Origin of the sequence: Streptomyces sp. NPDC101393 (assembly GCF_044767385.1) — a bacterium.
Taxonomy (GTDB): Bacteria; Actinomycetota; Actinomycetes; order Streptomycetales; family Streptomycetaceae; genus Streptomyces.
In genome coordinates this window covers 430194-443028 of record NZ_JBIWNU010000002.1, presented here as the reverse complement: position 1 = coordinate 443028, position 12835 = coordinate 430194, and the positions used below count along the sequence as shown (strand labels likewise).

The following is a 12835-nucleotide window of genomic DNA, read 5'->3' as shown; positions in this document are numbered from 1 at the left end:
GGCCACCCGTGGACCCTCCCGTGCGGGCGGTCCTGGGCCGTACCGCCTCGGCAGGTCGGGGTGCCGCACACCTGCGGATCAGGTGCCCGGGGCATCCGCGCCGGGGGAAGGGGCGCATGCAGCCGACGGCCCTCCCCTTCGGATTGCGGGGGAGCCAAGATCGGCGCGGGGCGCGGCTCGCCCGTGACGGGGAGCGCCGAGCCTGGCCGGTGAGGCGCGCCGGGGGTCACCCGGCGCGGACATCTCGCGTACACCGAACGTAGAGCGGCGCCTTCCTCCGCACCATGGACAGATGTCGTACTCCCGGCCCGCGTGATGCGACAGATGCACAACCTTCGCCGCGAGCGTCGTGCTCTCCGGGTGTGGGCAGGGGCTCCCAGGGAAAGGTGTCCGCCGCGTCCGGAACCGCCCTGAGGCGTGTTCCGGAACGGGTCGGCGTCCGGGGTGCTACCCGCGGGGGAGGCGTCCCTTGCTGCGCATGGCGGTGCGGACGCGTTCCTCTGCCAGGCCGCGGCCCGCCGTGTGCGGTGTCGTGTTGCGGCGTTTTGCCTCTTCAAGGACGGTGACGGCGTTGGCGCGCAGCCGGCTGGAGATCGTGTCGAAGATGGTGGGGGTCTCGGGCCGGAAGCCGGAGTGGCGGGCGTCCATGGCGAACGCGGCGGCGACGACGCCGCCGGCGTTGGCGACGAAGTCGGGCAGCACGGTCACGCCGCGCCGGGCGAGGATCTCCTGTGCCTGGGGGGAGGTGGGCAGGTTGGCGCCCTCCACGACCAGTTTCGCCTTGATCCGGTGGGCCTTCTCGACGTCGATGACGTCCTGCAGGGCGGCGGGAACCAGGACGTCGCAGTCGACGGTCAGTTCCTGGCCGGCGTCGATGACGGCGCCTTGGGAGACCCGGTTCACGAAGGCGTCGCCGTGCTCCTCGCGGGCGGCGAGCACGGCCGGCACGTCCAGGCCGCTGGGGTCGTGGAGACCACCGTGCGCCGTGGACACGGCGACGACGGTGGCGCCGAGCTCGGCGTACCGTGCGGCTGCGGCAGCGCCGACGGCACCGAAGCCCTGGATGGCCACCCGGGCACCGGCCAGTGGCATCCCGAGGCTCTGCGCGGCGGAATCGGTGGCCTCGGCGACGCCGTAGCCGGTGACTCCGAGCTTGTCGTAGGCGATGCCCCCCAGGTGTTCGGGGGTGCCGACGGCGGCTCCGCGGTCGCCCAACTCGTCCTGGATGATGGCCGCGTCGCATTCGGTCAGCCCCATGTCCAGGCCCATCACGTACTCGCGGGGCACCTCGTTGGACAGGGCGCGGGCGAACGCGCGCAGGATCGCTTCCTTGTCGCGGGACGCGGGATCGGCGACGATGCCGGCTTTCGCGCCGCCGTAGAACAGATCGACGCCGGCCCATTTCCAGGTCATGACCCGGGCCAGACGGGCGACTTCGCCGACGGTCACGGTCGGGCTCATCCGGGTTCCGCCCTTGCCGGTGCCCCGGGCGGTGTTGTCGATGACCAGCACGCCCTTCATGCCGGTACGCCGGTGGGAGACCACCACGATCTTCTCGGGACCCCAGTCGTCAACGAGGGAGAGTGCGTCAGTCACGTCTGTCTTTCCTTGTGGGTAGGTCGGTGGAGCGGGAGGCGGAGATCGGGCGGGTTACGAGGAGGGGCCGGAGGGCGGCAGCGCGCGGGCGATGAGCTGGGCGATGTGGGTGCCGGCGCGGTCGGTCTGCTGGGAGATCTGGGTGCGGCAGCTGAAGCCGTCGGCGAGGATGCGGGTGTCGGGGTCGGCCGCGCGTACGGCGGGCAGCAGGACCTGCTCGCCCGCGGCGACCGAGACGTCGTAGTGGCCGCGTTCGAACCCGAAGTTGCCCGCCAGGCCACAACAGCCCGAATCCAGCGCCGTGTTGTCGACGCCCATGCGGCCGAGCAGTGCGCTGTCGGCGCCGAAGCCCGAGGTGGCGTGCTGATGGCAGTGGGTCTGGCTGATCGAGCGGGTGTCGATGAGCGGCGGCTGCCAGTCGGGCGCCCGATGGACGAGGAGTTCGGCGAGGGTGACGGTGGAGCGGGCGATGGCGCGGGCGTCGGCGTCGCCGTCGAGGAGTTCGGGCAGATCGCTCTTCAGGGCAGCGGTACAGCTGGGCTCCAGTCCGACGATGGGGATGCCCGCGCCGGCGGCGGGGCCCAGGGCGGCGGTGGTGCGCCGGGCGACGCGACGGGCGACGCCCAGCTGTCCGGTGGTGATCCAGGTCAGCCCGCAGCACTGGGTGCCGTCGGGGACCTGTACGCGGAAGCCGGCGCTCTCCAGCACGTCGACCCCGGCCTGGAGGACGTCGGGGGTGAAGTGGTTGTTGAAGGAGTCGACCCACAGCACGACCGGTCCACGGTGGCCGTCGCCCTGAGGTGTGCGGCTGCGGAACCAGGTCAGGAAGGTCCGGTCGGCGAACCGCGGAAGGTCGCGCTGCGCGGCGATCCCTCCGAGACGTTTGACGAGGGGGGCCAGCCGGGACGAGGTCAGGGCGTTGACCAGTCGGGGTATGCGCGCGGCCCACCGGGACAGCAGGGGAAGCCAGCCCATCGTGTAATGCGAGGCGGGCCGGACGCGTCCCTTGTAGTGGTGGTGCAGGAACTCCGATTTGTACGTGGCGACGTCCACCCCGACCGGGCAGTCGGCGCTGCATCCCTTGCAGGACAGGCACAGGTCGAGGGCGTCGCGCACTTCGGTGGACCGCCACCCGTCAGTGATCACCTCGCCCTGGGTCATCTCGTACAGCAGGCGTGCGCGGCCGCGGGTGGAGTCCTTCTCGTCCAGGGTGACGCGGTAGCTGGGGCACATGACGTCGCCGCGGTGGTCGGCGGTGCGGCATTTGCCGACGCCTACGCAGCGGCGGGCGGCCTTGGCGAAGTCACCGTCGTCGGCGTGGAAGGGGAAGCCCGTGGACGCGCGAGCCAGGGGGAGGGGGGTGCGGTGCGGACTGACCCGCAGGTTTCCGTCCACCGGCAGCGGGTGCACGATCATGCCGGGGTTGAGGCCGTTGTCGGGGTCCCAGATGCCCTTGAACTCCTCGAACAGGGCGATGATGCCGGGCCCGTACATGAGGGGCAGCAGTGCGGAACGGGCCTGCCCGTCGCCGTGTTCGCCGGACAGGGAGCCGCCGTGCGCGGCGATCAGTCCGGCGGCGTCGGTGACGAAGGCGCGGAAGGCGGCCGTGCCTTCCTCGGTGGTGAAGTCGAAATTGATGCGTACGTGCAGGCAGCCCTCGCCGAAGTGGCCGTAGACGGCGCCCTGGAGGCGGTGCCGGTCCATCAAGGCGGTGAACTGGCGGAGATAGGAGCCGAGTTGGGCAGGAGGGACGGCGGCGTCCTCCCATCCCGGCCAGGCCTCCCCGTCGCCTCCGGAGGCGCCCGGGGGCAGGCGGGTGGCCAGACCGGCCCCGTCCTCGCGGATCCGCCACAGCCGGCGGGCCCGTGCCGGATCGGCGATGACCTCACTGCCGGTGAATCCGGCCGCCTGACGTGCCGTCGCGGCCAGGGCCTGGGCGCGGTCGGGCAGTTCGTGCGGTGTGCCGCCGATTTCGGCGAACAGCCAGGCCTGGGCGGCCGGCAGGGTGTCGATGGCGGCGCGGGTCCCGGGCCGGGTGACGATGTCGGTCAGGGCCTGGTCGAGCCCTTCGAGCGCCAGCAGCCGGTGGTCCAGCAGGGAGGGCACCGCATCGGCTGCGGCACAGGCATCCCGGAATGCGAGAACGACCAGGGTCCGGGCGGGTGGCGGGGTGATGAGGCGGACGGTCGCCGAGAGGATGACCGCGAGGGTGCCCTCGCTGCCGACGAGAGCGCTGGCCAGGTTGAAGCGGTTCTCGGGCAGCAGATGTTCCAGGGCGTATCCCGACACCTGCCGCGGGAACCGTCCGAGCTCGGTGCGCAGTGCGGCCAGATTGCCCTGGGCGAGCCGGTACAGGGACGCGATCAGCTCGGCGCGGTCGTCACCGGCGGCGAGGGCGTCCTCGATCTCGCCCTGGGTCATCTCGCCCAGGTGGACCACCGTGCCCCGGTAGGTGACCACTTCGAGTGCGGTGACGTTGTCCGCGGTGCGGCCCCAGGCCAGGGAGTGGGTTCCGCAGGCGTTGTTCCCGATCATGCCGCCGAGCGTGCAGCGGCTGTGGGTGGAGGGATCGGCGCCGAAGAGCAGGCCGTGCCCGGCGGCGGCCGTCTGGAGAGTGTCGAGGACGATGCCCGGCTGCACCGTCGCGGTGCGTGCCTGCGGGTCCAGGGCCAGGAGCCGGTTGAAGAAGCGGGAGAAGTCGAGCACCACGCCGGGGCCGACAGCCTGACCGGACGTGCTGGTGCCCGCGCCCCGGGACGTGACCGGTACGCCGAGGCGGCGGCACACGCCAAGGGCGTTGAGGACGTGCCGGCGCTCGCGGGGGAAGACCACCGCCAGCGGGATCTGCCGGTAATTGGAGGCATCGGCCGAGTACTGGGCCCGGCGCCCGGCGTCGCCGGCGACCTCACCGCAATTCCCCCGGCTGAGCGCGTCGGTCACCGTCGCCGCATCCGCGCCACCGAGGCCCGGCACTGTCGTGGTCACTGTGCTTGCTCCTTCGCTCACCGGTCACGTTCGACCTGGTCACCCACGATGTGGGCCGGCCACCACACGACACAAGAGCCAGCAGGACGAAAGAATTGACGCGGGAGGCCAACAATTGCTTATGCTCGCGTCCTCCGAGCCCCTGAGGAGCCCGCCGTGCTGAAGCCACTGCATCTGCTCACGTTGAAGGCCGTTGTCCGCAGCGGATCGTTCGCCGTCGCGGCCCGCGATCTCGGCTACACGTCCTCCGCGATCTCGCAGCAGATCTCCGCCCTGGAGAAGGAGACCGGGCTGGTCCTCTTCGAGCGGGAGGCGCACGGCATCCATCCGACCGCTGCGGCACACCGCCTGGTCGACCTCAGTACGCGGGCGCTGGCCGCCATGGACGACCTGCATTACCAGGTGCAGGAGCTCGCCAGCGGCGCCACGGGGCGCCTCAGGCTGGGCAGCTTCCCCACAGCCGGCGTCAGGCTGGTGCCTCCCGCGCTGTCGGCACTGAGCGAAACGCATCCGCGCGCGCAGATCCAACTGGAGGAGGGCGAACCGGAAGAGCTGATCGCCGCTCTCGGCAGCGGCGACCTGGACCTCGCCCTCGTGTACGAGTACGGGCTCAGCCCGCGCCAGTGGCCCGACGGACTGACCTGCCATCATCTGCTGCGGGAGGACCTGGTCCTGCTCCGGGCGCGCGGCAGCGGCCTGAGCGCGCAGCTCGCCCAGCTGTCGAAGGCGCGGTGGATCACCAGCCGGGAGGGAACGGCCGGGGCCCGCTCGCTCACCCGGCTGTGCGCGGCGGCGGGGTTCGACGCGGCGGTCGCCTTCCGCAGCAACAACTACGACGTGGTGCGGGAGTTGGCCTCGGCGGGGCTCGGGGTGGCCGTCGTGCCGGCACTGGGCCACGTACCGAGTGACGCCATCGAGGCCACCCGCCTGACGCAGCGCTCCGCGCACCGCCAGGTGATGGCGCTGCACCGCAGCGAGAACAGCAACCCCTTGCTGGCCACGGTGTTCGACGCGCTGCGGCGCGCGGTGCCCACCGGCGAGCCGTATCTGCACCCGGCCGAGGGCGCTTGATGACGTCGTCCTCCCTGGTGCCCGGTGGCCAGGGAGGACGACGGCCGGCGGGCCGGTGCCGCGCCCGGGGTCCCGTTACCGGGCGGGCTCCCGTTCGGGATCTGGCGTCGGCGCGTCGGAGTCGGACAGGTCGTCGAGGGCGTCGAGGTCCACCGAGCCGCCTGGCATGACCCTGCGCGTGCGGCGGTACCCGTAGGCCGCGTAGATGACGAGGCCGACGACCAGCCAGCCGCCCAGCCGTACCCAGGTCTCCCATTCCAGGAACGACATGAGCCAGACGGAGAAGACCATGCCGAGGATCGGCACGACCGGCATTCCCGGACATCGGAAGCCCCGCTTGAGGTGCGGCTTGGTGTAGCGCAGGACCAGCACCGAAGCGGAGACGACCACGAACGCCAGCAGCACCCCGATATTGGTGAGTTCGGCGACGGCGTTGATGGGCAGCACGCCCGCCAGTACGGCGGAGACGATGCCGATGACCCAGGTGGCGCGGTGCGGAACCTTCCGCTTGGGGTGGATGGCGCCGAACCACGCCGGCATCAGTCCGTCCCGGCTCAGCGCGTACCAGAGGCGGGAGGCGCCCATCATGAAGGAGAAGGTCACCGTGACGATGCCGATCACCGCGCCGACGGCGATGACGTTGGCCAGACCGCTCAGCCCCACCTTCGCGAAGGCGCTGGAGATCCCGCTGTTCGGGTCGAGATCGGTGTAGTGCTGCATGCCGGTGAGCACGATGCACACCAGGACGTACAGGGCCATGGAGATGGCCAGCGAGAGCATCATCGCCTTGGGCAGTTTCTTGCGGGACTCCACCGACTCCTCGGCGGCCGTGCTCAGCGCGTCGTAGCCGAACACCGCGAAGAAGACCGTTGCGGCGCCGGTGAAGGCCCCGCTGAGGCCGAACGGCGCGAAGGGGGTCAGATTGCCGGTGTTGACCTTGGTGAAACCGACCACGATCACCAACAGCACGATGCCGATCTTGATGAGGGTCAGCACCGTCTCCACACGGGCCGAGGTGCGCGTTCCGCGGGTCAGCAGCCAGGCCACGGCCAGGCAGATCGCCACGGCCAGCACGTCGACCCGGTGGCCGGCGCCGGTGCCGGGAGCGCCCAGCGCCCAGGCGGGCAGGTGGATGCCGACGGCGTTCAGCAGGAATCCCAGATAGCCCGACATGCCGATCGCCACCACGGCGACGATCGCGGTGTACTCCAACAGCAGGTCCCAGCCCACGATCCAGCCGACGATCTCCCCGAGGACCGCCGCGCAGTACGTGTAGGACGAGCCGGCCTTCGGCACCATGCCGGCGAATTCGGCGTAGGCGAAGGCGGCGCACAGCGACGCGGCCCCGGCCACCAGGAAGGAGATCAGGACAGCGGGACCCGCGACGTTTCTGGCCACGGCCGAGGCCAGGCTGAAGATGCCGGCTCCGATGATGGCGCCGATGCCGATCATCGTGAGCTGGGTGAGGCCGAGGGTGCGCACCATGCGCGTGTCGGCGGGCTGTTCGGAGGGGAGCGTTCGTCTGAAGACTCCCTGCGGTCCTCTTCCCAGCAGCGGGGGAAGGGGATATTTCGGGGTGTGCTTGGGGGACATCGCTCGCTCCCTGTCAGGCAACGGCGGCACGACGGGCCACCGTCGTGGCGTGGGTCACCACTGGCCTGAAACCCTCACCCACGTCCCGCCGCCGGCGAAAGGGAGCGCAGCCCGACAACTTACGACGCTGAGGGCCAGCAACGCTGATGCCTGTACGGCGGAGGCCGAGGAAAGCGCACTCTCCTTCAGGGTGCACCTATCTGACGCCGGAGGGCCTCCGCTCCGCCACCGCACGGCCGCAGCCCTCCTGGCGACCGGCTGCCCCGGCGACCGGCTGCCGCACCTGCGATTCCTACGCCGGGATGCCGCTCCGGGCCTCGGCGACCGCCTGCAGGACGGAGACCAGAGCCGCCACCGTGGGCCGGTGCTCCGCGGAGGAACGGATGATGACGACGATGTGCCGCTCGATCGTCTCGCGCAGCTCCACCACATCGAAGCGTGACGAGCGCAGCCTGAGCATCAGATCCGTCACCGTGCTCACACCGACGCCCGCCTCGACAAGCGCCAGGGTGGCCGCGGTGTCCGTCACCTCGTGCTGCACCTCGGGCTCGACGCCCGCCCGCCGGCACGCGGTGCGTACGACACGGCCGTAATAGCTGCCCGCCGACGGCAGAATCCACCGCAGATTCTGGGTGTCCGCCAGGGAGACCCTCGCGCGGTCGTTCATCGACCCGGCCGGCACCGCGAGGGAGAAACGCTCCCGGTACAGCTGAATCACCCGCAGGGCCGGATCGCGGGGGATGGGCACGTCCGGGTAGTCCAGGCCCAGCGCGAGATCCACGGAACCGGACGTGACGGCGTCGAAGACCTCGTCCACGTCCATGTCACGGCTGTGCACCAGCAGTCCCGGATGGGTCTCGCGGGCCCTGCGCAGAACCAGCGGCAGGATCTCGGCGGCCGCGGTGGCGAAGAGGCCGACCCGCAGCGCCCCGGAGGCTTCGTTGCGGGTGCGTTCGAGCGCCTCGACCGCTTCGGCTTCCGTGGACAGGATCCGCTCGGCGTGCCGGGCCAGCGTCCGTCCCGCGTCCGTGAGCTCCACCCGGCGCCCGATCCGCTGCAGCAGTTCCATGCCGGTGGCCTTTTCCAGCGCGGCGATCTGCTGGGAGACCCCGCCGGGCGTGTATCCCAGAGCCTCCGCCACCGCGGTGACGGTCCCGCGCCGCGTCAGCTCCACCAGGGAGCGAAGCTGCGCGCTCGTCCAATCCATATAGAGACTCTAATAGAAAAGGGCAACGAACTATTCATGGACGTCAACGGTCGGGTTGCTGCACGATGACGCACAGATAGCTGATCAGCATCGCCACGCACTGACAGCCCAAGCCACGCCCCACGGATGCCCCGGCGGCTCCGGCGTTGGCCCCTGGAAGGGATCGGCCCTTGTCCTCCTCATCCACCTTCCGCACCGTTCCGCCCACCGCCGATGTCGTGATCATCGGCGGTGGCGTGATGGGTGCCAGTACCGCCTTCCACCTGGCCGAGGCCGGGGTGCGGAACATCGTGGTCGTCGAACGCGGCGACCTGTGCTGCGGCAGCTCGGGCAAGCCGATCGGCGGCGTGCGGGCGCAGTTCTCCGACCCGCTCAACATCGAGCTGGGCCGGCGGAGCCTGCGCGCCTACCAAAACTTCCCGCAGCGGCCCGGCGCAGGCATCCGGCTCGACACCGTCGGATACCTGTTCCTGCTCAGCACCGACCAGCAGGCCGCGGACTTCGAGACCGGCATCGACATCCAGAACAGCCTGGGCGTCCCCAGCCGCATGATCAGCCCGACCGAGGCGCACGGGCTGTGTCCCTACATCAGCACCGACGGACTGGTGGCCGCGGCTTACTCCCCCACCGACGGCCATGCCCGCCCCGGACTGGCCGTCCAGGGATACGCGCGAGCGGCGAACCAGGCCGGTGTCACCCTCGCGACGCACACCGCCGTCACCGGCATCGACACCCGCGGCGACCGGATCACGGCCGTGCACACCGAACACGGAACGATCTCCTGCGCCACCGTCATCTGCACCGCCGGTGCCTGGTCGGCCCAGATCGGGGACATGCTCGGCATCAACCTCCCGGTCCGTCCGGTACGCCGCCAGCTGGCGTTCACGGCCCCGCTCACCCCGCCCGCCCCGCGCATCCCCTTCACCATCGACTTCTCCTCGACCGGCTACTTCCACAACAGCGACGACGGGCTGCTGTTCGGCCTGGCCGACCCCGGCCAGGAGGACGGCTTCGACACCGGCTGGACGCCGGAATGGCTGGAGCTGTTCCGCGCCGCCGCCCGGCGCCGGGCGCCCGCCCTGGCGGACATGGAGATCGCCGACGGCTGGGCCGGCCTCTACGAGGTCACCCCCGACCACAACGCATTGATCGGCCGCTCCGGCGAGGTGAGCAACTTCCTGTACGCGACCGGGTTTTCCGGACACGGCTTCCTGCAGGCCCCCGCCGTCGGAGAGATCGTCCGCGATCTGTACCTGGACCGCACGCCCTGCGTCGACGTCGCTCCGCTCAGCGCCGACCGCTTCATGACAGGAGCCGAAGTCCGCCCCGAAGCCCACGTGGTGTGAAACCCCCGTCTGAAAGGCAACACTTGCGATGACCAGCCAGTGGCAGCTGCGCGCCGCCTTCGCCGCGCGGCTCTCCGACATGTACGGGCGCGAGGTCCCCGCCTACACCACTCTGGTGGACGTCTCCCGTGAGGTGAACGAGGACGTCCTGCGCGCCCAGGGCGCACAGGCCGAACGCCTGGGCTCCATCAGCCGGGTGACCGCGGAGCGCCACGGCGCGATCCGAGTCGGCACACCGCAGGAAATGCAGCAGGTCGCCCGCATCTTCGGCGCCCTGGGCATGCGCCCGGTCGGCTTCTACGACCTGCGGGAGGCCGCCGCCAGCGCGGTGCCCGTCATCTCCACCGCCTTTCGCCCCACCGGAAGCAAGGAGCTGGCCCGCAACCCGTTCCGCGTCTTCACCTCCATGCTGACCCCCGCCGACCCGCGGTTCTTCGACGACGAGCTGCGCGCCCGCCTGGAGGCCTTCCTCGCCGGGCGTGAGCTGTTCCCCCCGGAACTGCTCGCGCTGGCCGACCGGGCCGAGAGCGAGGGAGAACTGCCCGAAGCCGAGGCCGAGCGCTTCCTCCAACTGGCCGTCCAGGCCTTCGAACTGTCGACGGAACCGGTCGACAAGGCCTGGTACGCACGGCTGGAGCAGGTCTCCGCCGTCGCCGCGGACATCGGCGGCGTCCGCAGCACCCACATCAACCACCTCACCCCGCGTGTCCTGGACATCGACGAGCTCTACCGGCGGATGACCGAGCGCGGCATCGAAATGATCGACACCATCCAGGGCCCGCCGGCCTGGAAGGGCCCTGACGTCCTGCTGCGCCAGACGTCCTTCCGGGCCCTTGCCGAGCCCCGCGCGCTGCGTACCCCGGACGGCACCGTCATCAAGGGAGCCCTGCGGGTCCGCTTCGGCGAGGTCGAGGCACGCGGCCTCGCCCTCACCCGCGAGGGCCGCGCCCGCTACGACAGCCTGCTCACCCGCATCGATGAGCAGGCGTCCGCCCAGCCGGGAACGGACCGCAGCGAACTCGCCCGCACCCTATGGGCAGAGCACATGCCGCACACCGAACACGAGCTCGCCACACAGGGCCTGGCCTACTTCACCTACCACGCCGCGCCCGACCGGCCGCGTGACGGCAGCCGACCGCCCACCGGCCTCCGCGCACTGGTGGAACAGGGCTGGGTACGCGCCGAGCCCCTCGTCTATGAGGACTTCCTGCCCCGCTCCGCCGCCGGCATCTTCCAGTCCAACCTCAGCGGCGGGGGCTCGCGGAACGCCGACCAGCAGGGCGCCGCCTACGACGCCGCATGGCTCTCCGGCGCGATCGGCCGCGAGGTCCTGGACCCCTTCGCCCTCTACGAGCAGCAGCAGAACGACTCCCTCGGGCAGGTCGCCCGCGAACTCGAACTCGACGACACCCCCGGCAAAGCCCCTCACCACTCCTAAGGAGCATCATGACCAGCACCGCCCTGCCCACCACCGAGGACCTGCGCACCCGCGCCCGCACCAGCCTTGAGCGCATCGGCGTCACCGTCCCCGAAGGCACCGACTTCCAGGCCCGCACCCCGATCACCGGCGAGGATCTCTTCGGCCTGGAAGCGGCAACCGCCGCCGGCACCGAGGAGGCGCTCACCGCGACCCGCGCGGCGTTCCTCACCTGGCGCACGACACCGGCTCCGCGCCGGGGCGAACTCGTGCGCCGGCTGGGCGAGCTGCTGCGCGACCACAAGAGCGACCTGGCCGACCTCATCACCATCGAAGCGGGCAAGATCCGCTCCGAGGCCCTGGGCGAGGTCCAGGAGATGATCGACATCTGCGACTTCGCCGTGGGCCTGTCCCGCCAGCTCTACGGCCGCACCATCGCCTCCGAGCGCCCCGGCCACCGCCTCGCCGAAACCTGGCATCCGCTCGGCGTCGTCGGCGTCATCTCCGCGTTCAACTTCCCGGCCGCGGTGTGGTCCTGGAACACCGCCGTGGCCCTGGCCTGCGGTGACACCGTGATCTGGAAGCCGTCCGAACTCACTCCGCTGATCTCGCTGGCCTGCGACCACCTGCTGGCCCGGTCCGCCGAAGAGGTCGGTGCGCCGCGTGACGTGCACCGGCTGCTGCTCGGCGACCGCACCATCGGCGAGCAACTCGTCGACGACCCGCGCGTCGCGCTCATCAGCGCCACCGGCTCCACCCGCATGGGGCGCGAGGTCGGCCCCCGCGTCGCGGCCCGCTTCGGGCGCAGCCTGCTGGAACTCGGAGGCAACAACGCCGCCGTGGTGGCGCCCTCCGCCGACCTGGACCTGGCCGTGCAGGGCATCGTCTTCGCGGCGGCCGGCACCGCCGGGCAGCGCTGTACGACCCTGCGCCGCCTCATCGTGCACCGCGACATCGCCGACACCCTCGTCGCACGGCTGACCGCCGCCTACCAGAAGCTCCCCATCGGCAACCCCTTCGACGACACCACCCTCGTCGGGCCGCTCATCTCCACCAAGGCCCTCGACGGCATGCAGGACGCACTCACCCGGGTGCAGAGCCAGGGCGGCAAGATCCTGGCCGGCGGCGGCCGTCGCCTGACCGACGCCGCGGACCGGGCCGCCTATGCCGAACCCGTCATCGTCCGCGTCGACGAGCAGAGCGATGTCGTACGGGAGGAGACCTTCGCCCCGATCCTGTACGTGCTGACCTACGACACCCTCGACGAGGCGATCGCGCTGCACAACGACGTCCCGCAGGGCCTCTCCTCCAGCATCTTCACCCGCGATCAGCAGGAGGCGGAACTCTTCCTGTCGGCGGAGGGCTCCGACTGCGGCATCGCCAACGTCAACATCGGGACCTCCGGGGCGGAGATCGGCGGAGCCTTCGGCGGTGAGAAGGAGACCGGCGGCGGCCGCGAGTCCGGCTCCGACTCCTGGCGCGCCTACATGCGCCCGGCCACCAACACCATCAACTACTCCAGCCGGCTCGCACTCGCCCAGAACGTCAGTTTCCTCTAGGCGCACCGCCCTCACCCCGCACGAGAAACCGAAAGAAGCCTTCGCCCGGAGCCAGGAGGCT

8 protein-coding genes are annotated in these 12835 nt (G+C 71.0%); 4 read left to right on the top strand and 4 right to left on the bottom strand.

Annotated features, from left to right (window positions below):
- Positions 1–447 precede the first annotated feature (447 nt).
- Both ACIRQ7_RS07535 and ACIRQ7_RS07530 read right to left on the bottom strand, forming a co-directional pair.
- A complete protein-coding gene (locus ACIRQ7_RS07535; protein ID WP_404260712.1) occupies positions 448–1596 on the bottom strand; it encodes a Glu/Leu/Phe/Val dehydrogenase in 1149 nt (382 codons plus the stop codon).
- Between the two features lie 54 nt (positions 1597–1650).
- The gene (locus ACIRQ7_RS07530) at positions 1651–4581 is read right to left on the bottom strand and encodes an FAD-binding and (Fe-S)-binding domain-containing protein (protein WP_404260710.1); all 2931 of its coding nucleotides are present in this window, start codon (positions 4579–4581) and stop codon (positions 1651–1653) included.
- 156 nt (positions 4582–4737) lie between these two features.
- Here ACIRQ7_RS07530 and ACIRQ7_RS07525 point away from each other — a divergent pair, with 156 nt between their 5' ends.
- Complete coding sequence (locus ACIRQ7_RS07525) at positions 4738–5652, top strand: LysR family transcriptional regulator (RefSeq protein ID WP_404260708.1); 915 nt, start codon at positions 4738–4740, stop codon at positions 5650–5652.
- A gap of 75 nt (positions 5653–5727) precedes the next feature.
- On the opposite strand, the gene ACIRQ7_RS07520 is transcribed toward ACIRQ7_RS07525, so the two are convergent.
- Both ACIRQ7_RS07520 and ACIRQ7_RS07515 read right to left on the bottom strand, forming a co-directional pair.
- Positions 5728–7137: an amino acid permease gene (locus tag ACIRQ7_RS07520; RefSeq protein WP_404261333.1), complete on the bottom strand. Its 1410-nt coding sequence runs from the start codon at positions 7135–7137 to the stop codon at positions 5728–5730.
- Positions 7138–7537: 400 nt separating this feature from the next.
- A complete protein-coding gene (locus tag ACIRQ7_RS07515; protein WP_404260706.1) occupies positions 7538–8452 on the bottom strand; it encodes a LysR family transcriptional regulator in 915 nt (304 codons plus the stop codon).
- A 170-nt stretch (positions 8453–8622) separates the two neighbouring features.
- Between ACIRQ7_RS07515 and ACIRQ7_RS07510 the strand changes: the two genes are divergently transcribed.
- The 3 genes from ACIRQ7_RS07510 to ACIRQ7_RS07500 are packed head-to-tail and all read left to right on the top strand — an operon-like array spanning position 8623 to position 12774.
- On the top strand, positions 8623–9798 hold the full coding sequence (locus ACIRQ7_RS07510) for an NAD(P)/FAD-dependent oxidoreductase (RefSeq protein WP_404260704.1): 1176 nt from the start codon (positions 8623–8625) through the stop codon (positions 9796–9798).
- A 28-nt stretch (positions 9799–9826) separates the two neighbouring features.
- On the top strand, positions 9827–11236 hold the full coding sequence (locus ACIRQ7_RS07505) for a 2-oxoadipate dioxygenase/decarboxylase family protein (RefSeq protein ID WP_404260702.1): 1410 nt from the start codon (positions 9827–9829) through the stop codon (positions 11234–11236).
- 8 nt (positions 11237–11244) lie between these two features.
- Positions 11245–12774, top strand: coding sequence for an aldehyde dehydrogenase family protein (locus tag ACIRQ7_RS07500; RefSeq protein WP_404260700.1), 1530 nt, complete (start codon positions 11245–11247; stop codon positions 12772–12774).
- Positions 12775–12835: the final 61 nt, after the last annotated feature.